Origin of the sequence: Nocardia spumae (assembly GCF_020733635.1) — a bacterium.
Classification (GTDB): Bacteria; Actinomycetota; Actinomycetes; order Mycobacteriales; family Mycobacteriaceae; genus Nocardia; species Nocardia spumae.
In genome coordinates, this window is record NZ_JAJFZL010000001.1 from 4,920,039 (window position 1) to 4,941,292 (window position 21,254).

Consider the following 21,254-nt stretch of genomic DNA (forward strand, 5'->3'; position numbering starts at 1 on the left):
GGGCGGCGGATGCGATCGCCCCACCCGGTTCTCCACGACGATCCGACAGGAGTGAGGTCATGTCCACCGATCACGTCTGGTTCATCACCGGCAGCAGTGCCGGATTCGGACGCGCGATCGCCGAGGCCGTGCTGGCCGCGGGTGGCCGGGTGGTCGCTACGGCGCGCAACCCCGAATCCCTTGCGGACCTTCGTGATCGAGATCCGGAGCGGGTACTGATCGCGGAGTTGGACGTCACCGATCCGGCCTCGATCACCGCGGCGGTCGAGGCGGCGCGAGTTCGGTTCGGCCACATCGACGTCCTGGTCAACAACGCCGGTTACGGACTGCGCGGCGCACTCGAGGAATGCGACGACGAACAGCTGCGGCAGCTGATGGAGACCAATGTCTGGGGACTGATCGCGGTCACCAAGGCGGTACTGCCGTTGATGCGCGCCCAGCGCAGCGGTCACATCGTGCAACTGTCCTCCGTGGGCGGGGTACGCGCCCGGCTCGGTGGAACCCCCTACGCACTGAGCAAATTCGCGGTCGAAGGACTGTCGGAGGGATTGTCCTACGAGGTCGCGCCCTTCGGTATCAAAGTCACCATCGTCGAACCCGGTCCGTTCCGCACCGATTTCGCCGGCCGCTCCATCCGATGGGCCGAACCCATCTCCGAATACACGCCGATCTTCGCCGAGGAGCGCGAGCGCTTCCAGGCTCAGAACGGTTCCCAGCCCGGCGATCCGGCCCGTGCCGCCGAAGCCATCCTGCGCGCGGTCGCCATGGAGGAACCACCGCTGCGCCTGCCGCTGGGACCCGAGGCCTTCGCCGGAATCCGCGCCACCCTGACTCAGCGCCTGGCCGATCTGGACGAACTCGAACCGTGGGCAGCCGACACCGGATTCCGCTGACTTCGTACCGGTTTCCCGCACCCGACATCGAAAGAGTTCCATGCTCACCGTCGAAGACCGTTTCGCCATCACCGATCTGATCAATCTGCACGGCCATCTCACCGATAACGGCGATCTTGACGGCTGGCCCGCCCTGTTCGACGACGGCATCGTCTACGACGTCAGCGCCCTGGGCGGCGGCGTGCTGGTGGGCCTGGAAGCGTGCCGCGACGCCGCGCTGGCACTGGGCGAGAACAATCCCGTCGCCCACCACGTCACCAATATCGTGCTCAACGAGGTCGCCGACGGAACGGTGCGGGCGCTGTCGAAGGGCCTCGGTGTGATGACCGACGGGTCGACGGGCAGCGTCACCTACGAGGACACCATCACTCGAACCGCGGACGGCTGGAAGATCACCCACCGCATCGTCCGCCCGCGCCGCACACCGCTGCGGCCGTGAATCGGTTGTCTACGACGATGTCTCGCCCGAGATGACCGCCGGCCGATACTCGGATCCCGACGGCTGTGGTCGACAGTGAAACCGCGGCACGCCGATGAGGATCGAGTCGTGGACGCGGCTCGGTCGACGCTCGAATTCGTCAATGCGCTCAAATGGCCGGTGATCGTTCTCGTGCTGGCCACGATGTACCGGGATCCGATGGGACGCGTGCTCGAGCGCCTGCGGCCGAAACTGCTGACCGTCGATACGGCATCACCACCTGGGCCGACCGTCAACTGCTGAACACGAGCCGATTGACCGGCGCCGGAGCCGACCACCGGGCAGCCGCCGATATCGCCGAACTGTGGGCGCCGGGCCGGCGTGTGCTGGCGGACCGCTCGAACGCGCTGACCGAATCCGGACCGGGGGTGGGCCCGTGTCCGCCGGTACCCCGAGGTCCCGGCCCGCACCGGGCGTCACCCGGTGATGAGGTCGCATCCGCCGTAAGTCCCGGGACCGGGATCCGGAGGAGGAGATCGGGACTGTCTACCGGGGCGCCCGGCCGGCGAGCATCGCCTTCGCGGCGGTGCGCAGATCCACACGCGGAGTACGGGTTTCCAGCTCGGCGATACAGATCTCGCGCACCATGGCGACCTTCAACATCGACGCCGCGTCGGGATCGGACCAGCCGACCGCGACCATATCCGGGCGGCTGGCGGCGAGAAAACCCTCCCGGCGCTGGGAGATCTCGGTGCGCAATCCGGGATCCGATTGCGCCTGGATCATGAATGCCTCGGTGCCGCAGCTGTGCAGGCACGCGTCGAGAAAGGCGTCGACGCTGACCGCGAGCCGGTCCGGCCCCGGCGGCATACCGCGGATCGCGTCCGCGACCCGCGCGCCGATCAAGGTGAAGAACTGGCGGTACAACGCCACGAGGTAGCTGTGGCGGTTGGGGAAATGCCGGTAGAAGGTGCCCTTGGCCATGCCCGCCTCCTCTACCACCGCGTTGATCGAAAGACGCTGTAGTCCTTCGCGTTCGGCTACGAGCATGCCGGCGGTGAGCAGGATGGCGCGGCCGGATTCGGCGACGACGGTCATGACGAGGGCACTCCTGAAGCGTTCTGTTCGGAAAGTCTAGTCGTGATCCTGGGTCACGCCTACGCTGTGACCGATCGGTCGGCCCGGCACCGGGTTTCGTACGGCCGATTGCGGTCATCGGTGACCGGTCCCGTTTCGGACGAACTTCTTTTGGGGGCTGGAATGTCCGCTCAGCGTAAAGCGAATGTCGGCGCAGTGGTGCCGCTGACCTCCGATGCGTGTTATCGAGTCGAATTGCAGCGGCTGCTGCCGGCCGATTCGCCGCGCTCCACCGGTGAGGATCGCCGTCATATCGTGCGACTGGCCGAGAGCGAGTCCCGGTGGCCGCCGATCCTGGTCCACCGTGCCACCATGCGGGTCATCGACGGGATGCACCGTGTACACGCGGCACGGATGAAGGGAATGACCCATATCGAGGTGCTGTTCTTCGACGGCACCGCCGCCGAGGCCTTCCTGCGTGGTGTCGAATCCAATGTGGTGCACGGACTTCCGCTGACGCTGCCGGACCGCAAGGCGGCCGCGATGCGAATTCTGGAATCACTGCCCGAATTATCGGATCGCACGATCGCGGCCAGCACGGGTTTGTCGTCGAAGACCGTGGCCCGCATCCGATTGCGTTCGACCGGGGAAATTCCGCAGTCGAACATTCGCATCGGCGCCGACGGCCGGTCCCGGCCGCTGGATTCCTCCCGGCGGCGTCAGCAGGTAATCGAATTGCTCACCGCCTCACCGGATATGCCGCTGCGTGCCCTGGCGGCAGCCGCCGATGTGTCGGTCAGCACCGCGCACGCGATCCGCAAGAAGATGCGTGAGCGGTTGTGTTCGGAAGCCGGCGGCGAGGACGGTCCCGACACGAATGCCCTACTGCTGCAGAAACTCACCCGCGATCCCGCGATGCGGGCCAGTCAGCAGGGCCGAGATCTGCTGCGCTGGTTGCACTCCCATTCCATGAACCGCACGATGTGGCCGCGCGTGGCCGAGGCGGTACCACCGCACCTCGCCGCCACCGTCGCGGAACTGGCCAGCCGAAATGCGCGGGAGTGGCGCGCCTTCGCCGACCGGATCCAGTCCACCGACACCGCAATCTGACCGTTCCGACCCGCCACTCGTTCCGTCGTATTCTCGAGAGGTTCGGCACATGCTGTCCACCGTCGCCGCTTTCGCCACCCGTCACGCCCGCGCAGTACTCGCGGCCTGCCTGCTGATCGGCATCGTCAGCATCGCCCTCGGCGCCACCGCGCCGGCCCATCTGAAGACCGGCGGCTTCTCACCTCCGGATACCCAGTCGTCGCGAGTGTCGTCCTTTCTGGGCGGCGAATTCCCTTCCGCCGCACCGAATGTGGTTCTACTCATACGGGCGCCCGGCGGAGTCGAGTCGGCGGCCGCGCGCACGGCCGGACAGCGGGTGGTCGCACAGCTGCACGCCGACCATCATGTCGACGCGGTGCAGTCGTACTGGCAGCTGGCGCCGGATCTGCGCTCGGCGCTGCGCAGCGAGGACGGCACCGAGGCGCTGGTGCTGGCACATGTCGAGGGAGACGACACGACCGCGCCGCAGCGTGCGGGAGAACTCGTGGACCGGATCGGCGGTGACCACGACGGCGTCACGGTGCTCGCGGGCGGTCAGGCCGTCGCGCTGAACCAGATGAGCGGGCAGGTGGTGAAGGATCTGATCGTCACCGAGGCGATCGCGGTGCCGCTGACCGGGCTGGCGCTGATCATCGTATTCGGCAGCGTGGTCGCCGCCGCGATCCCGCTGGCGGTCGGACTGTTCACCATCGCGGTCACACTGCCGCTGCTGCGGGTGTTGGCCGAGGTCGGCGATGTGTCGATCTTCGCGCTGAACATGATGAGCGCACTGGGTTTCGCGGTGGCGATCGATTCGAGTCTGTTCCTGGTGAGCAGATTCCGTGAGGAGCGTGCGGCCGGCCTCGACACCGGCGCGGCGGTGGTGCGCACCGCGCGGACCGCGGGACGCACGGTGCTGTTCTCCGGTGCGGTCGTGGGGCTTTCGCTGTGCACCCTGCTGGTCTTCCCGCTGTACTTCCTGCGATCACTGGCCTTCGCGGGACTGTCCGTACTGGCCGCCGCCGTGATCACGACACTGCTGCTGGTCCCCGCCGCGCTGTCGGTCGCGGCGCCACATCTGGATCGATTCGATCTGCGAGTTCCGTTGCGGCGCCTGCTGCGCCGCCGGTCACCGGCCGCTGCGCCGGCCGATCCGACCCGGACCCGCTGGTATCGAGTGGCGCGGGCGGTGATGCGCCGGCCGGTGCTGTCCGCCGTCGCCGTGGTGGCGCTGCTGCTGGTACTGGGTACGCCGGCGCTGTCGATGCGGTTCGGTTCCGCCGACGACCGGGTGCTGCACGGCGCGTCGAGTCACCAGGTCGGCGACGCGTTGCGCGGCGACTTCCGGGAGAACGCGATGGCCGCCGTGGTCGTCACGCTGCCGGGCTACGGTTCCGTGACGCCGGAGTTGGAGCACTACGCCGCGAACCTGTCCCGGGTCGAGGGCGTGACCTCGGTGTTGTCGGCATCGGGGGTCTTCGCCGAGGGAACCCGGATCGCGGCGCCCCCGGACGGGATGAGTACGCGGGCCGGGACCTATCTGCGCATCGGCACCGAGGCCGATCCGTCCTCGGACGCCGGCACCCTCCTGTTGCACCGCATCCGCGAGGTCGCGGCGCCGGGTCCCGCGTCGTACGGCGGTGCGGCGGCGGAGAACGCGGATTCGGTCCACGCGCTGACCTCCCGGCTGCCGCTCGCACTGGGACTCATCGCGGTGTCGACCCTGCTCGTCCTGCTGGCCTTCACCGGCAGTGTGTGGCTCCCGATCAAAGCGCTACTGCTGAACACCTTGTCCCTGTCGGCCACCTTCGGCGCGATGGTCTGGATTTTTCAGGAAGGTCATCTGTCGGCAATATTCGGTTTCACGCCTACCGGATTTCTGGTTCCGACCATGCCCGTTCTCATGTTCTGTCTCGCCTTCGGCGTTTCCATGGATTACGAAGTATTTCTGCTGTCCCGCATTCGGGAGGAATGGCTTGCGACCGGAGACAACGCCCGGTCGGTTGCGATAGGAGTGGCGCGCACCGCGCGAATTTTCACCGCCGCCGCCCTGCTGATGACCATCGCGTTCGCGGGCATGGCCGGCTCCCGCGTCTCCTTCATCCAGTTGTTCGGCCTTGGCCTGGCACTCGCGGTGATCAGCGACGCGACGTTGATACGCGGCATCCTGGTCCCGGCCCTGATGCGGCTGCTGGGCGCGGCCAACTGGTGGGGGCCGCGATGGCTGCGGCGAGTGCCGGCCTCCCTCGAGGGCGGGCCGGAACCGGATGCCCGAACACGTCCGGGACCGGATCCGGTTCCCGTCAACAATTGAACGATCGAATATGCGAGGCGCCGGTTCTTCCGGCGCCTCGCTCATTTGTGCGCGTTCGGAATTCGTTGACCACCCGGAATCGCACATCATAGGCTGCACACATCCGGTACAGGTGTCCGGAATTTGGACAACGCCGAGTCTCGTGAGAACGAATTCGGGCACTGTTCACAGCCAGGAGTGACAATGGTCGACATTGCGATAGTGGGAATCGGCTGCCGTTTTCCAGGCGGCATTACCGATCCGAAGAGTTATTGGGATTTCCTGATCGGGCGCGGAGACGGAATCGTGGATATTCCCCCGGACCGGTGGAGTATCGACAAGTACTACGACCCTGATCCGGACGCACCCGGCCGGATGTACACCCGCCGTGGCGGATTCCTCACCCAGCCGCTGTGGGACTTCGACGCCGACTTCTTCGGCATCGCCCAGCGCGAGGCAGCGATCCTCGATCCACAGCAGCGGCTGCTGCTGGAGGTCACCTGGGAGGCGCTCGACGACGCCGGCATGGCCGGCCGGGTATCCGGGCGGCAGGTCGGGGTCTACGTCGGCGGATTCATCCTCGACAACGCACTCGGCCGCAGCGGGCCGCTGGTGCGATCGGCGATCAACAACCACACCGCGATGAGCGCATCACACACGCTGCTGTCCAACCGGATCTCGTATCTGCTGGATCTGCACGGGCCGAGCCTGACCGTCGACACCGCGTGTTCGTCGTCGCTGGTGGCCACCCACCTGGCGGTGCGGGCGATCGTCGCCGGGGAGTGCGAGACCGCGGTGGTGGGCGGCGCCAACGCGATGCTGCAGCCGGAGACCTTCATCTCCATGTGCAAGGGACGGTTCCTGTCCTTCGACGGCCGGTGCAAGACCTTCGAGGCCTCGGCCGACGGCTACGGCCGGGCCGAGGGGGCCGGCGCGGTGGTGCTCAAGACGGTCGAGGCCGCCGGACGCGACAACGACCGGATCTATGCGGTGATCCGCGCGACGGGGGTCAACCAGGACGGCCGGACCATGGCGATTCCGGTACCGAATCCCGTTGCCCAGCAACAGCTCGCGGAGCAGGTGCGCGCCGAATCAGGTATTCCGGCCGGCGATATCGGCTACCTCGAGGCACACGGCACCGGCACCGCGGTGGGTGATCCGATCGAGATGAGGGCGCTCGGACAGGTCTACGGCGCCGTCGCCGGACGCTCCGCTGCCGTGCCGGTCGGATCGGTGAAGGCCAACTTCGGCCACACCGAGGCCGCGGCGGGGGTGGCGAGCCTGATCAAGGCGGCGCTGACCCTTTATCACGGCACCGTGGCACCGCACTTCTCGTTGTCCGATCCCAACCCGGAGATCGCCTTCGACGAATGGCGGCTACGGGTACCGCTCGCCGGCGAGCCGCTCCCCGGCGTGCCCGGGCGGCGGGCGGTGGCGGTCAACGGATTCGGCTACGGCGGCACCAATGCCCACGCGATTCTCACCGAGGCCCCGGCCGCGCGCGAAACCCGCGCGCCGCTCGACGTACCACCGATCCTGCCGCTGTCGGGCCGCTCCGAGGCCGCCGTGCGCGAGACCGCGGCGGAGCTGGCGCGCGCCCTGAGCGACGACACCGTCGCCCCGGTGACCGCGGCGCTGTGGACCCGGCGCGCGCACCACGCGCTGCGCACCGGTTTCGTCTATCGCGATACCGAGGACCTGCGCAGTCAACTGAGCGATTTCGCCGCGGGTGCGGGCAAGGCGCCGGCCCGTGCGGTCGGCGACGGCTCGGTCGAACCGGTCTTCGTCTACAGCGGTATGGGGCCGCAGTGGTGGGGAATGGGCCGGGAACTGCTCACCGCGGACACCACGTTCGCGCGGGTGGCACGCGAGGTCGACGCGGAATTCACCGCGGTGGCGGGCTGGTCGATCCTGACGGAAATGCTCGCCGAGGAACAGGATTCGAAGGTCGCGCGCACCGAAGTCGCGCAACCGGCCAACTTCCTGCTGCAGGTGGCGCTGACCGCCGAACTCGCCGAGTACGGCGTGCGCCCGGCCGTGGTCGTCGGCCACAGTGTCGGCGAGGTCGCCGCGGCCTACATCTCCGGTGCGTTGTCGCTGCGCGATGCGGTCCTGGTCAGCTACCACCGCTCGCGGCTGCAGGCCACCACCGCCGGCTCCGGGAGCATGCTGGCCGTCGGAATGCCCGAGGCGGATGTGCGCACCCTGCTCGCCGATACCCCGGGCATCTCGATCGCGGCGGTCAACAGCCCCAGCGCCGTCACCCTCGCCGGCGACACCGCCGATCTCGAGATGTTGCGCGATATGCTCTCGGCCACCGGCACTTTCGCCCGCATGCTGCGGGTGGAGGTGCCGTATCACAGTCACCTGATGGATCCGATTCTCGCGGATCTGACCGATGCGCTGGCGGAGCTGAGCCCGGGCGCAGCCACCGTGCCCAGCTATTCGACGGTCACCGGTGATGCCCTGGAGGGCACCGGCTGGACCGGAGCGTACTGGTGCCGCAACGTCCGCGAACCGGTGCGATTCGCCGACGCGATCTCTGCCCTGCTCGATGCCGGACATCGAGTCTTCGTCGAGGTCGGGCCGCATCCGGTGCTCAGCGGCAACATTCGCGAACTGCTGATCCATCGCGGCGTGGTCGGCGCGGCGGTGAGCACGCTGTCCCGCGACCGTGACGATCGCCGCCACGTCCTGCAGGCGGTGACGGATCTGTATGTCGCCGGTTCGCTCGACGGCACCCGGATCCCGGGCCACCCGCGGGCGGCCTCGCCACATGCCGAGCTACCGCGCTATCCCTGGCAGCGCAAACGGTTGTGGCACGACGAGCCGATCACGACTCGCGACCGGCTCGGCACGGCCGACAGCCCCGCGCTGCTCGGCGAGAGCACGGCGGGGTCGGGTGCGGAATGGGAAGTGCAACTGTCGGTGTCGCGACTGCCGTGGCTGGCCGACCATGTCGTCGACGGCCACGTGGTGCTGCCCGGCGCGGCCTATCTCGACGCGGCGCTGAGCGCGGCGGCCGCGCGCACCGGCCGCACCCGGATCGGGCTCGAGGATGTCGAATTCGTCGCGCCGCTGGTGATCGACGAACACGAGATCCCGGTCCTGCGCCTCACGGTGGAGGAGAGCACGCGGCGCTTCACCATCCACTCGCGCCCGGCCGCGGCCGAGACCTGGACGCGCAACGCGGTCGGGCGCCTGGTCGAAACCGACTTCGACACCGCGGTCGAACCGATGACCGCACCGGAGGGCGCCGCTGTCGTAGCCGGTGCGGATCTGTATGCCGGTCTGGCCGCACGCGGTCTCGACTACGGCCCGGCGTTCCAGCGCATCGTCTCCGCGGTCATCGGCGGCGATACCGTGCTGGCGAGTGTCACCGGCGACGCGCCCGCCGATCCGGAGCATCCGCATCTGACTCATCCCGCGGTCGTGGACGCGGCGCTGCAGTGCGTCGCGGCGCTGGCCGCCGACGGCGGCGCGGACTCGGGGGCGATCGTCCCCGCCGCCATCGGCGCCGTGCGCCTGCTGGCGCCGCTGCCGCATCGGCCCCGGGTGGTCGTCACCCGGCGCGGCACCGCTCCCCTGCGCGCCGATATCGCCATCCTCGACGAGGACGGCGCGGTGTCCATGCGGATGAGCGGTGTGGAATTCCGGCCGGTATCGGTCACCCCCGATGTCGTCCATCAACTGGGCGGCGTGTTCTACCAGCAGGTGTGGGAGGAGGTGGAGCTCGAGCACATGCCCGCCGGGGCCGCGGATCCGGTCGTCATCGGGCTCGGCGCCGACACCGCCGCGCGGGTGGCCGCACTGGCCGGCCCGGATGAGCGCACGAACGTGGTGGTCACCGATATGAACCATATCGACGAGGAGCGGCTGCGATCGGCGCTCACCTCGGCCCCCGGCCCCCGCCACGTCGCCGTGGTGGCGAGCGGTGACACGTCCGCCGCCGATACCGTCTACGGCCTGACCCGGATCGCGGCGGTGGTGGAAGCGCTGCTCACCGACGATGATTCGACCGATCTGCGCTGCGTGGTGCTCACCGAGCACGCTCTGTGCACACCGTCGGACAGCTCGACCCACCCCGAGCACGGGGCGCTGGTCGGGGCGCGGCGCGCCCTGCTCAACGAACAGCCCTCGGCCGGATGGCGGCTGCTGGACCTGGACGAGGCAGGCTGGAGCGAGTGCCGCGCACTGATCGCCGCCGACGAGATCGGTGACGAGATCGCACTGCGCGCGGGTACCGCGTGGGCGGTGCGGATCGAACAGAATCTGGACGACTATCTGCGGCAGCGCGATACGGCGCGGCCGCTCACCGATCCGGAGGCCGGATTCGAGGCCGAGATTCCGCGCTCCCGGTTGTTGTCGGACCTCGCGCTGCGCGAATCCCCCCGGCGCGCCCCCGGACCCCGTGAGGTCGAACTGCGCATGGACGCTGTCGGCCTGAACTACAAGGACGCCATGAAGGTACTCGGCGTCCTCACCGAGAAGGAGCTCGGCGACACCTATTTCGGGATGACGGTCGGCATGGAGGGCTCGGGGGTCGTGACCCGGGTCGGCGCGGACGTCGACGAGGTCGCGATCGGTGATCGGATGATGGTGTGCGCCGGTGACATCCTGCGCCGCTATGTGACGATGCCGGTCGACGCGGGTGCCTCGCTACCGCATCGGCTCGATCCCGCGGTCGAGTACGACCCACTGACCTGCGGCTCCGGATTGCCGTATCTGACAGCGGAATTCGGGCTGCGGACGCTGGCGCGGCTGCGACCCGGCGAGACCGTGCTGATCCACGGCGCCGCCGGCGGTATGGGAATGGCCGCGGTGCAGGTCGCCCAGCACATCGGCGCACGCGTCATCGGTACCGCCAGCACCGAATCGCGGCGTGAGCAGGTGCGGCAGCTGGGCGTCGAGGAGGTCCTCAATTCCCGGTCGGCCGGATTCGCCGACGATATCGCGGCGGCGACCGGTGGTCGCGGCGTCGATGTCGTCTACAGTTCGGCACCCGGCGAGATCCTGCGTCAGAACTTCCGGGTCGCCGCGGAATTCGGCCGGATCGTCGATATCGGCAAGGCCGACATCTACGGGGGCGGGGTGATCGACCTGGCCCCGTTCGACCGCAACCTGACCTTCTTCGCGGTGGATATGGACCGTGCGCTCGCCCACGATCCGGAGATCCTGCGGGCGCCGTTGCGGATCGCGCAGCAGCGGCTGCAGGAGGGCACCTACCGCTATCTGCCCTATACCGCCTATCCGGCGTCCCAACTGCCCGCCGCATTCGAAAGTGTCGCGCGCTCACAGCATGTGGGACGGGTGGTGGTGGATATGGGCGAGCGGCATCCGGCGGTGCGGCCGGCGCTCGGGCATCCGGTGATCGACCCCGACGGGGTGTATCTGGTCACCGGTGGCTTCGGCGGCTTCGGCCTGGCGACCGCCCGCTGGCTGGCCCGTTCCGGAGCACGGCGGCTGGTCCTGGTGGGCCGCCACGGTGCCGTCACACCGCAGGCCGTCGCACAGGTGGCGGCGTTCACCGACGCCGGCGTCGAGGTCGTCGAGGAACGCCTGGACATCGCCGACTACGACGCGACTGTCGCGCTGCTGCAACGCATCCGGAGCACGGCGCCGCTGCGTGGCATCTTCCACGCGGCCGGTGTCGTGGACAACCTGCCGATTCCGCAGATCACCCGCGACTCGCTGCACGGCCTGTTCACGAAGGTCCGCGGCGCCTACAACCTCGACCGCGCACTCACCGCGACCGGAATCGAGCCCGATCTGTTCGTGCTCTACTCCTCGATCAGCGCGCTGGGCTGCATCACCCCGCAGGTCGGCTATGCCGCGGCCAATGCCGCACTCGATGGCCTGGCCGCGAGCCGGCGCGGACGCGGTGCCGCGGCGCTGTCGGTGAACTGGGGCTTCATGGCCGGCGGCGGGATGGCCGACGGCAGTGAGGCGCTCGTCGGATACGTCAAGATGCTGGGGTTCCGCCCGATCGATATGGATCGGGCGACCGGGCTGCTCAACGAATGCCTGTCGCTGGACACCGCACAGGTCGCGGTGGCCGATATCGACTGGGGCGTCTGGGCCGGTGGCGCACGACCGTCGGTCGAGACCCGTCGCTTCCGGCAACTGCTGGCTGACGCCGGTGTCGGCGGTGACGGGCAGAGCAGCCTGCGCGGCGAGGTCCTGGCGCTGCCGCCCGAACAACGCGCGGACTTCGCGGCCCGGCAACTCGCCGAGCAGCTGGCGGTAGTGCTCGGCGTCGCGGCCGAAACCGTCGATATCGACGAACCGGTCACCAATCTGGGAATGGATTCGCTGATGGCAATGGAATTCGGTGCTCGTGCCGAGAAATCACTGGAAGTGAAGGTGTCCGCGCTCGAACTCGGTCGCGGACTGTCGTTGCGCGGCATCGCGGCCCGCGTGGTCGAACGGTTCGGCGACGCCCCCGCGGCCGGGCCGGTCACCACCGTGGCCGCGGACAACGACCCGGAGGACGAGGCGGACGCGGCATGAGTACCGATCAGATCGCCTACCCCGATATCGATGCCGTCCTCGGCGACCGGGCCGGTCGCTTCTTCGGCGAGGGCTACAAGCGCATCCAGCACGAGATCTTCGATATCACCGTCGAAGCCCGGGCCCAGGGGCCGAAACTGTCGGCCGTGGCCGGGGTGCGCTATCCGCTGGACTGGTCACAGAAGAGCACCCGCGTGCTCACACCGCATCTGAGCAGTATCGACTGCTCGATCTTCGGATTCCGTCTGCTGGCGGTGATATTGCGCGAGTGCGGTGTGAGCGACGCCGATATCGGCCGCTGCTGGATGCCCTACGTGCAGTTCAGCAGCGGCACGGTGGCCACCGAGAACCTCGACCGGTTCCCGATCGAGGCGACCGTGACCGGCAGCACCGAGACGACGCTCACCATCTCCGGATCCTTCGGCAGCACAATGGAACTGGAGGCGGTCGTCGCACTGCCCACCCCGCCCCGGCTGCCCGCACCGGGGCCGGCCCGGCCGGTCGCCGAACCGGCGGGCGGATACTCGCGGGGTCCGGTCTACCGGCGCGGCCAATATCTGCGCGATATCCGGCTGGACTCCGACGGCACCGGCGCGAGCGCGCAATTCGCACTGGCGCCGGTCGATTCCGATTCCGTCGGCACCGGTGTCGCGGATTCCTATCAGCCCTCGATCACCCTGGTCGATGCCACGGTGATCCTGGCCCAACTCTCCCAGGTCGTGCTGTACGAGCTGGACAACATCGCCCGCAAGGACAGCGAGACGCTGTGGATGCGCCGGATGACCGCGCGCGCGGACGCACCCCCACCGCCGTACACCCCGGGTTCGGCCACCACGCGCATGGCGCGCTCGATGGTCCTGGGCTTCGGCGGGGGAAAGTGGCGGATCTCGAACTGGGAGGCGGAGTTCGCCGGCTGCTCGATCCGCTACGACCTCGCCCATCAGCTACCCGCCTGAACCTCGAACATCCTCTCTCGAAAGGCTTTCCATGTCGGGAACAGATTATCGACGCATCGTCGTGTCCGGCACCTACTCCACCGGCAAGACCACGACGTCCACCGCGCTGGCGCTGCTCACCGGAATCCCCCGGGTCGACGCCTCCTCGGCCCGGGAGGTGGTGACCGAATTCTTCCCGGGGATGCGCTTTCAGGACCTGAGCACCACCGAGCTCATGGCGCTGGGTTTCCGGCGCCTCGAACTGCGCATCGAGGCGGAAACCCTGCTGGAGGCGCAGGGCAACGGTTTCATCGCCGACGGATCGGTGCTCAACGAGTGGGTCTACGGCGCCACCCGTCTGGTCACCGGCCCCAATCCGGGATCCAGCCGCTGGCACAAGATCGTCAAGAACACCGTGACCCTGCCGGGCCGCCCGTTCTTCCGGCGCTACCTGAACGCCTACGGAGAGATGGCGCGCCAGCGCGCCCGCAAGGGGTACGACATCTTCTTCCACCTCCCGGTGGAGGTGCCCATGGATCCGGACGGACATCGTCCGGTGGATGAGCGCTATCGGGCCATCTCCGACGGCAAACTGCTGCACACCATCAGTGAGCTGGGGGTGCCGGTGGTGACCGTCCGCGGCACTCCCGAACAGCGGCTCGAGCAGATCGTGAAGGTGCTCGACATCCCGACCGTCATGGATATCGACGTGGCGGTGAAGGAGGCCGTCGAATTCGTGCGCACCAGCCGCGAGCGAGTCCAGGAGATGATCATCTCGCAGGCGCAACCGCACACGATGGGCCGCAAGATCCGCTTCGCGGTCCGGGTGTAGCACCGCGGTCCGGCAGACCGGACGAGGCCCGATATCGCGGCCGGCTCGCGTACGCGCGGGCCGGCCGCGGCGCGACCGACGTCACCGCGTCCGACCACTGTGCCGTCACCGGCGCGTTCGATCCTCGATCACCGCTCGCGGACCGAACGCGCCGGCGTCGAAACTGTGTTCAGCGCAGCGTAATTCGCGCAACAGTCGCACACTCAGCGCCAGAACCCGTTACCGTGCAACACATTTCGCCCTCGATCAGCAGTCGAGGAATTCGCGCCGACGTCCTCCCAGAGCACGGAAGTTGCCTTCCCGCAACGCTTTTAGCAAAACCTTCGCTATCCCGTACACAGCCTGCCGAAGTTTCAGTTACTCTGTGACACATTGAGCCGCCAAGTAACGGGACGTTTAATGATGGTTCAACAAAGACGTCACTCGACGGCAACGTGGAACGTCAGCGCGAGGTGAGGGTACATGCGACTGCATCTGCCGAGATTTCATCCAGAATCCACCGCTCGCCGCGAGCTGACCTGGGATCCGGAGGCGTGGACCCCGCGGGCGATCCGGGTTCGATACCGCACCTGGGCCCGCGCCACCCGGATACGGCGGATGGCGACACGCCTATTCGTCGCGGCGCTGATCTTCGCGGTGGCATGGGTCGCCTGCGGCAGCCCGGCCCGCGCACGCACCAGCACCGCGACCGAGCGCCACTCGGCGTCGGCAATCGACGGGTTGTCCTGGACCGACGTTCGCGACTCATACGGAGTTCCGTTGTCGGACTACATGTTCGCCACAGAGACCAGCATCCTCAACCCCAAGGCATCCGGTTTGGCGATGGTGCTCGGGATGTTCTTCGCGGCCTTCATGGTCACCGTGATCAGCGCGATCTGGCTGACCGGCTTCGTGGTGAGTTTCCGGTGGCTGGAGTGGCTGAGCAAACCCCTGACGGCGGTCGCAGACAGTCTCAGCGGTCAAATCGCCACCCCGCTCATGGCGACCGTGTCGGTATCCATCGGCGCGTTATTTGTGGCGTGGTTCGTTCTGCGCGGGTACCACGCCAAGGCGACGCTGCAAGTGCTGACGATGGTCCTGGTCGCCATGTTCGGCACCCTGTATCTGGCACATCCGGTCGCCGATGTGCTCTCGCCCAACGGCTTACTGGCCAAGGGACGCGACGTCGGAATATCGGTCGCGGCGGGGCTCACCGGGGATTCCGAGCCGAACGCGCAGTCGATCGTCGGCCGGCTGAACGCGACCCTTGCCGACAACTTCGCGCGCCACCCGGTACAGCTCTGGAATCTCGGTCACGTGGTCGACGACTCACCACGCTGTCGCGCGGCATGGTCGTCGGCCGTGCGGACGGGCAGTGACGCACAGTTGGCGCGAGAGATGCGAGGCTGCGGCGACAACAGCGCCGCCCGCAAGATCGAGAACCCCAGCTACGGGCAGATCGGCACCGGGCTGGTGCTCCTCGTCTTCGGCGCGATCCTGCTGATGTTTCTCGCCTACCTCGCGGTCAAGATCTTCCTCGCCGCATTGTCCTCCGTTTTCCACGCCATCCTGGCCATATTCGGTTTTGCCGCAGGCGGATTCATCTACGGTCCGACCCAGGCGTTCCTGCTTCGCAACCTGGTCGAGATGGTCGGCGACGCGGCCTCACTGATGGCCTTCACGTTGTTTCTGGGCACCTACGATCTCGTCTTCGACGCCTTGTTCCGATCCGCACCCGATAACGGCATCGCCGTCATATTCGTCGGCGGGCTCGCAACGAGCGCGGGCTTCATCCTGTTGAAGCGGCTCGATCTGGACATGATCGGCGGCCAGCGCCGCATCGCGGACAGACTGCGCGCGGTACTCGAAGGCAAACCCGCACCGGCCGGCGGAGGATCCTCCGGAATCGATGAAGGAAGTCTGCGGTACGCCCTGTCACCGGGCCGCGCGGCGGGGGCGGCACTGCGTCGGGCCGCCGAATTCAATTCGAACCCCGCCGCATCATGGATATTCGGACGCTCGTCGCCGTTGAGTTACTACTCCAAGCATATGCAGGAAATGAACTACCTGAATTACGAGTTACTGCGCGGAAATGTACCGGCCCGGGCCGCCAACAGCTGGATGGCGCGACTCACCACCGGCAAGAATATGCATGACAGTGCGGCCAGAACGGCGGCATCGGGATTCGGCGGCACCAACCCGCGGGCCGCCGCGGCGACCATGACGACCGTCCTCGGACTCGGCGGTGACCGAGCCGACGCCATGGCCGCTCTGGCCGCCACCCGATTCCCGGTGGCTACCCGGAGGTGGGCGGCCGAAGCTCACGCCCGCGTCATGACATCGGCTGCCGAGAACCAGATTCAGTATTCGCCGCTGGCGCAGACGGCCGCGGCACTGGATCTGGCCGAGAGCGCCCGGGACCACGGGGGACCGGAGCAAGCCGCGCACAATGCGCAGTTCGCCGAATCCGCGGCCATGTTCTACCGCCTCGCACCCCGCCCCGGCCGAGTTCGCACAGACGCGGAATGGGAGAGAAATCAACTGGTTCGAGACTCGCTGCGCGACTATCGGAACTTCGAGGAGTTCAGCAGGGTGGTCACGCCGGAGAGGTGGCAGCGGGCCGATGAGGATACCCGCCGATACATCGGCAGCAGACTGGCCCGGGACCTCGCGAATGTATCCCGTGATTATGACCTGAATCCCTCCGATGCACTACTGGCAGAAGCACGAAGAAGAAAGAACCGTGCCCTGAATATCGATTTGGGGATTTCTGGTACGAATATCGGGCCGTGGACGAACTGACAGATGACCGGGGATGGATAAATGACACACATACAATCGGTACGCAGCCTCGTTCCAGCACGTATGGATCGGTTGCCGTGGACGAAATTCCATAATCTCATCGTCATAGGTCTGGGTGTGTCGTGGATTCTGGACGGCATCGAGATTCAGATCGTGAGCAGTATGGGCGGGCCGCTGCAACATGCGGATACCATGCACTTGACAAGCGGCCAGGTCGGGGCGATGGCCTCGTGGTACCTGGCTGGTCAGGTCGTCGGAGCACTCGGATTCGGCCGGCTCACCGACCGACTCGGGCGCAAACGACTGTTCATCCTGACCCTGGCGATCTATCTCGTCGGCAGCGGCCTGGCGGGCTTGTCCTGGAGCGTGTGGTCGCTGTACCTCTTCAGATTCATCGCAGGCACCGGAATCGGCGGCGAGTACACCGCGATCAATTCCGCGATCGATGAATTCATGCCGGCGAAATACCGGGGCCGTGTCGATATCGCGATCAACGGAACCTACTGGGGCGGCGCGGCAATCGGCGCGATGGCGAGCCTGTTCCTGTTCAACGAACAATTGGTCCCGAACGAATGGGGCTGGCGGCTGGGCTTTTTCATCGGGCCGATGCTCGGATGCGTCATCATCTTCCTGCGCCGCCATATCCCGGAGAGCCCGCGCTGGCTGCTGACCCACGGCCGGGCCGAGGAAGCCGAACGGACCGTCGCCGACATCGAAGCACAGGCCCGCGCCCAGGGCGTGAACTTGCCTCCGGTCGACGACGGCAAGACCCTCGAGATCGTTGATGCCGAACGGATCTCCTACCTGCAAATGGCCAAGATCTTCTTCGGTCGCTATCCCTCACGCTCGTTTCTCGGCTTCACGATGATGGCGACGCAGGCCTTCCTCTACAACGCGATCTTCTTCACCGAAGGGTTGGTACTCGCCAACTTCTACGGTGTGCCCGACCACCACATCGGATACTATTTCTTCCCCTTCGCCCTGGGGAATCTCATCGGACCGCTGGTGCTGGGACCGTTCTTCGACAGTATCGGCCGCCGAAGGATGATCTTCGCGACATATGTCGGCTCCGGTGCGCTCCTGGCGCTCTCGGCGTGGGCATTCCAATCCGGTGCGCTCGATGCCGTCACCCAGACCATGCTGTGGTGTGTCATCTTCTTCTTCGCCTCCGCCGGCGCGTCCTCGGCCTACCTCACCGTCAGCGAAATCTTCCCGTTGGAGCTGCGCGGACAAGCCATTTCGTTCTTCTTCGCCATCGCCCAAGGCACAGGCGGTGTTCTCGCCCCCTTCCTGTTCAGCCGGCTGATCGGTGACGCCACCGACCGTCTACCGCTGACCATCGGCTACCTCATCGGCGCGACCGCGATGATCTCGGGCGGCATCATCGCATGGGTCTTCGGTGTCGATGCCGAAGGCAAATCCCTGGAAGACATCACCGATCCGTTGTCGAAAGCCGAGGTCCGCACCGCGCCCGCAGTACCGCCACCCGCCGAGCTCGCCCCGCCCGCACCTCATGAGACCGCGTCGATGCCGGAGAGAGGTCCGCACCAGCTGCCCACCACTACAGCGTCCGAATCACCGGCTCAGTCTCCGCCACAATGATTCCGAAGGCTCCCGCGGCACTCCGCGGAGAGCGGCGCGCAGCGGTGCCGCCGCCGCACCGCGGGTAGCGGTGTGCGGCGTGCCCCTGAGGGTGACGAGCCGGTCTGTAAGCCGGATCCTGTCCCCGGTTCGCACCGGGGGGCGACCATCCATCTGGGTGCACCGTCACCGGGCACCTCGAGCAGCCAACCCGCAGGCTCGGGCGAGCAGCCCTCGAACACCTGCGCAGTCGCACTCGTGAGAGTGCGACCTTCGACCTTGCTCCGGGCGGGGTTTACCGAGCCGCCCCGGTCACCCGGGGCGCTGGTGCGCTCTTACCGCACCGTTTCACCCTTACCGGCGGACCTCCGGAGAGGCCGCCGGCGGTCTGTTTTCTGTGGCACTGTCCCGCGGGTCACCCCGGGTTGCCGTTAACAACCGCCCTGCTCTGTGGAGTCCGGACTTTCCTCGGCGACGGGCGGCGGCACCGCGGTGCCCGTTCCCGTCGACGCGGTCGCCCGACCGACTCGTCGCGCACCATTGTGCCGGGCGCCCCCGGCCTCCCGCACCCCGGCCCCCGCTGCCGCCGGTGTCGCGCGGGTCGTGGCGCGGTACCGCTGGTTACGCATACAGTGAAGCCCGCATTCACCCCGGCGCGTGTGCCCGGGGTGAACCGACGGCAGAAGGGCGGCGCATATGGGTTTCGGAGATTTCCAGAACGAGATCTACTTCCAGGGTCTGCGCGGCGTGGTCCCGGAATACCCGGTCGCCCATGCCGAACTGGAAGAGCGCGCCCGGGCGGCGATGCCACCCTCGATCTGGTCCTATGTGGCCGGCGGTGCGGGCGATGAGCGGACCCAGCGGGCCAACGTCACCGCCTTCGACCGGTGGGGGCTCATCCCCCGCATGTTCGTCGGCGCGAAGGAGCGGGACCTGTCGGTGGACCTGTTCGGAATAACCCTTCCCACACCACTTTTCATGGCACCGGTGGGCGTGATCGGATTGTGCGCGCAGGACGGGCACGGTGATCTGGCCACCGCCCGCGCCGCCGCGCGCACCGGTGTCCCCATGGTCGCCTCGACTCTGACCGTGGATCCACTGGAGGACGTCGCCGCCGAATTCGGGGACACTCCCGGGTTCTTCCAGCTCTACACGCCCACCGATCGCGATCTGGCGGCGAGTCTGGTGCAGCGGGCCGAGCACGCCGGATACAAGGGCATCGTCGTCACCCTCGACACCTGGATCACCGGCTGGCGGCCGCGCGATCTGGCCACCGGCAACTTCCCCCAGTTGCGCGGGCACTGCCTGGCGAACTATTTCACCGACCCGGTCTTCCTCTCCGGCCTGCAGCGCTCCCCCGAGGAGGATCCGATGAGCGCGGTGCTGCGCTGGGTGCAGCTGTTCGGAAATCCGCTGCGCTGGGAGGATCTGAGCTGGTTACGCTCGCTGACCGACCTGCCGTTGATCGTCAAGGGAATCTGCCATCCCGATGATGTCCGTCGCGCCCGCGACGGCGGGGTGGACGGTATCTACTGCTCCAATCACGGTGGCCGCCAAGCCAATGGCGGGCTGCCCGCCCTGGATATGCTGCCCGAGGTCGTCGATGCCGCGGACGGGCTGCCGGTGCTCTTCGATTCCGGTGTCCGCAGCGGCGCCGATATCGTCAAGGCCCTCGCACTCGGCGCCACCGCCGTCGGTGTCGGCCGGCCCTACGCCTACGGCCTGGCACTCGGCGGAGCCGACGGAATCGTGCACGTACTACGGACTTTGCTCGCCGAAGCCGACCTGATCATGGCCGTCGACGGTTATCCCGGACGACGGGATCTGACTCGCGAATGTTTGCGTTCCGTTCACCCGTGAAGCGGCCGTGACCGGGGATCCACGTCAGCGGCCGCGGGCGCGACACAGTACGGTATTCGCCCATGGAGCGTGTCGAGGTGGGGTTCGGTTCGGGAAACGAACAGTGTGCAGCGTGGCTCTATCTTCCGGACGGCCCGCCCAAACCACGGCCATTGGTGATCATGGGGCACGGACTGGGCGCGAACCGGGAAATGGGCCTGGATCGTTATGCGCGCCGGTTCTCCGCGGCCGGAATGGGCGTGCTGGTCTTCGATTACCGGCATTTCGGGGCCAGCGGAGGTAATCCCCGCCAGCTGATCACTATCGCCCGCCAACGAGACGACTGGCGGGCCGCGATCGCCTTCGCCCGCACGCTCAAGGGATTCGACGCGACCCGAATCGCGCTGTGGGGCAGTTCGTTCGGCGGCGGCCACGTACTCTCGATCGCGCACGAGGACGACTATCTGGCCGCGGTCGTCGCCCAGTGCCCCTTCACCAGCGGCTGGTCCTCGGCGATGGCGAAGGGGCCGATCAGCCTGACCAAGACCGGCACCCTGGCGCTCACCGACATCGTGTTCGGGCCGATCCGCCGCAAGCCGATCGGCGTCCGGCTGGCGGGACGGAAACGGTCGGCGGCCCTGATGAGCGCGTCCGACGTGCCCGAGGGTTTCGGCCGCCTGGCCGAGGAGAGCGAACAGTATCAACCGAAAGTAGCTGCCCGCGTGGGCATCTCGGTGCTGTTCGACTCACCGTGGCGGCGCACCAAGGCAATCAAGGTCCCGGTGATGTACGCGGTGTGCGACAACGACTCGGTGGCACCGGTACGGCCGACCCTGAAGGCCGCCGAACGTACCAAGCACAGTGTCGTCAAGCGCTACCCCATCGGGCATTTCGACATCTACTTCGACGACTGGTTCGAGAAGGCGGTCTACGACCAGACCGAATTCCTGGTCTCGGTCCTGCGCCCCTGAGCCCGGCCACGGCCGCGCCCGCTTCCCTCCCGCGC

Annotated in this window: 13 protein-coding genes and 1 other RNA gene; 12 read left to right on the top strand and 2 right to left on the bottom strand. The window is 67.4% G+C overall.

Going from position 1 to position 21,254, the window contains the following annotated elements:
- Nucleotides 1-59 precede the first annotated feature (59 nt).
- The 3 genes from LKD76_RS22005 to LKD76_RS22015 all read left to right on the top strand — a co-directional run bounded on the left by LKD76_RS22005 (nucleotide 60) and on the right by LKD76_RS22015 (nucleotide 1,614).
- Complete coding sequence (locus LKD76_RS22005; protein WP_227983293.1) at nucleotides 60-893, top strand: oxidoreductase; 834 nt, start codon at nucleotides 60-62, stop codon at nucleotides 891-893.
- 40 nt (nucleotides 894-933) lie between these two features.
- On the top strand, nucleotides 934-1,332 hold the full coding sequence (locus tag LKD76_RS22010) for a nuclear transport factor 2 family protein (RefSeq protein ID WP_227983294.1): 399 nt from the start codon (nucleotides 934-936) through the stop codon (nucleotides 1,330-1,332).
- Between the two features lie 108 nt (nucleotides 1,333-1,440).
- The gene (locus tag LKD76_RS22015; RefSeq protein ID WP_227983295.1) at nucleotides 1,441-1,614 is read left to right on the top strand and encodes a hypothetical protein; all 174 of its coding nucleotides are present in this window, start codon (nucleotides 1,441-1,443) and stop codon (nucleotides 1,612-1,614) included.
- A 243-nt stretch (nucleotides 1,615-1,857) separates the two neighbouring features.
- Here the strand turns inward: LKD76_RS22015 and LKD76_RS22020 are convergent, their stop codons facing one another.
- Nucleotides 1,858-2,409 carry a TetR/AcrR family transcriptional regulator gene (locus LKD76_RS22020; protein ID WP_227983296.1) on the bottom strand — a complete coding sequence of 184 codons (552 nt, stop codon included), beginning with the start codon at nucleotides 2,407-2,409 and terminating at the stop codon, nucleotides 1,858-1,860.
- 162 nt (nucleotides 2,410-2,571) lie between these two features.
- On the opposite strand from LKD76_RS22020, the gene LKD76_RS22025 reads away from it, so the two are divergent.
- The 7 genes from LKD76_RS22025 (at nucleotide 2,572) to LKD76_RS22055 (ending at nucleotide 18,430) form a co-directional block, all read left to right on the top strand.
- Nucleotides 2,572-3,498 carry a ParB/RepB/Spo0J family partition protein gene (locus LKD76_RS22025; protein WP_227983297.1) on the top strand — a complete coding sequence of 309 codons (927 nt, stop codon included), beginning with the start codon at nucleotides 2,572-2,574 and terminating at the stop codon, nucleotides 3,496-3,498.
- Nucleotides 3,499-3,547: 49 nt separating this feature from the next.
- Nucleotides 3,548-5,791 (top strand): MMPL family transporter, encoded by a 2,244-nt coding sequence (locus LKD76_RS22030; RefSeq protein ID WP_227983298.1) that lies wholly within the window; start codon nucleotides 3,548-3,550, stop codon nucleotides 5,789-5,791.
- 183 nt (nucleotides 5,792-5,974) lie between these two features.
- Complete coding sequence (locus tag LKD76_RS22035) at nucleotides 5,975-12,280, top strand: type I polyketide synthase (RefSeq protein ID WP_227983299.1); 6,306 nt, start codon at nucleotides 5,975-5,977, stop codon at nucleotides 12,278-12,280.
- A complete protein-coding gene (locus LKD76_RS22040; protein WP_227983300.1) occupies nucleotides 12,277-13,236 on the top strand; it encodes an AvrD family protein in 960 nt (319 codons plus the stop codon). Before LKD76_RS22035 ends, LKD76_RS22040 begins: the two co-directional genes overlap by 4 nt.
- 31 nt (nucleotides 13,237-13,267) lie before the next feature.
- Nucleotides 13,268-14,047, top strand: coding sequence for an ATP/GTP-binding protein (locus tag LKD76_RS22045; RefSeq protein ID WP_227983301.1), 780 nt, complete (start codon nucleotides 13,268-13,270; stop codon nucleotides 14,045-14,047).
- A gap of 462 nt (nucleotides 14,048-14,509) precedes the next feature.
- The gene (locus LKD76_RS22050; RefSeq protein ID WP_227983302.1) at nucleotides 14,510-16,828 is read left to right on the top strand and encodes a hypothetical protein; all 2,319 of its coding nucleotides are present in this window, start codon (nucleotides 14,510-14,512) and stop codon (nucleotides 16,826-16,828) included.
- A 21-nt stretch (nucleotides 16,829-16,849) separates the two neighbouring features.
- Entirely contained in the window at nucleotides 16,850-18,430 is a 1,581-nt protein-coding gene (locus tag LKD76_RS22055) for an MFS transporter (protein ID WP_227983303.1), read from the top strand.
- Nucleotides 18,431-18,521: 91 nt separating this feature from the next.
- Here LKD76_RS22055 and rnpB read toward each other — a convergent pair.
- Nucleotides 18,522-18,939: RNase P RNA component class A (rnpB, locus tag LKD76_RS22060), an RNA gene on the bottom strand.
- Between the two features lie 166 nt (nucleotides 18,940-19,105).
- Here rnpB and LKD76_RS22065 point away from each other — a divergent pair.
- Together LKD76_RS22065 and LKD76_RS22070 are read left to right on the top strand one after the other, a co-directional pair.
- The gene (locus tag LKD76_RS22065; RefSeq protein WP_227983304.1) at nucleotides 19,106-20,269 is read left to right on the top strand and encodes an alpha-hydroxy-acid oxidizing protein; all 1,164 of its coding nucleotides are present in this window, start codon (nucleotides 19,106-19,108) and stop codon (nucleotides 20,267-20,269) included.
- Nucleotides 20,270-20,331: 62 nt separating this feature from the next.
- On the top strand, nucleotides 20,332-21,219 hold the full coding sequence (locus LKD76_RS22070; protein ID WP_227983305.1) for an alpha/beta hydrolase: 888 nt from the start codon (nucleotides 20,332-20,334) through the stop codon (nucleotides 21,217-21,219).
- The last annotated feature ends 35 nt before the right edge of the window (nucleotides 21,220-21,254 follow it).

What these genes read in the sequence shown, in the direction of transcription:
- LKD76_RS22005 (WP_227983293.1), top strand. Translation starts at nt 60, where the DNA reads ATGTCCACCGATCACGTCTGGTTCATCACCGGCAGCAGTGCCGGATTC.
- LKD76_RS22010 (WP_227983294.1), top strand. Translation starts at nt 934, where the DNA reads ATGCTCACCGTCGAAGACCGTTTCGCCATCACCGATCTGATCAATCTG.
- LKD76_RS22020 (WP_227983296.1), bottom strand. Translation starts at nt 2,409, where the DNA reads ATGACCGTCGTCGCCGAATCCGGCCGCGCCATCCTGCTCACCGCCGGC.
- LKD76_RS22025 (WP_227983297.1), top strand. Translation starts at nt 2,572, where the DNA reads ATGTCCGCTCAGCGTAAAGCGAATGTCGGCGCAGTGGTGCCGCTGACC.
- LKD76_RS22030 (WP_227983298.1), top strand. Translation starts at nt 3,548, where the DNA reads ATGCTGTCCACCGTCGCCGCTTTCGCCACCCGTCACGCCCGCGCAGTA.
- LKD76_RS22035 (WP_227983299.1), top strand. Translation starts at nt 5,975, where the DNA reads ATGGTCGACATTGCGATAGTGGGAATCGGCTGCCGTTTTCCAGGCGGC.
- LKD76_RS22040 (WP_227983300.1), top strand. Translation starts at nt 12,277, where the DNA reads ATGAGTACCGATCAGATCGCCTACCCCGATATCGATGCCGTCCTCGGC.
- LKD76_RS22045 (WP_227983301.1), top strand. Translation starts at nt 13,268, where the DNA reads ATGTCGGGAACAGATTATCGACGCATCGTCGTGTCCGGCACCTACTCC.
- LKD76_RS22050 (WP_227983302.1), top strand. Translation starts at nt 14,510, where the DNA reads ATGCGACTGCATCTGCCGAGATTTCATCCAGAATCCACCGCTCGCCGC.
- LKD76_RS22055 (WP_227983303.1), top strand. Translation starts at nt 16,850, where the DNA reads ATGACACACATACAATCGGTACGCAGCCTCGTTCCAGCACGTATGGAT.
- LKD76_RS22065 (WP_227983304.1), top strand. Translation starts at nt 19,106, where the DNA reads ATGGGTTTCGGAGATTTCCAGAACGAGATCTACTTCCAGGGTCTGCGC.
- LKD76_RS22070 (WP_227983305.1), top strand. Translation starts at nt 20,332, where the DNA reads ATGGAGCGTGTCGAGGTGGGGTTCGGTTCGGGAAACGAACAGTGTGCA.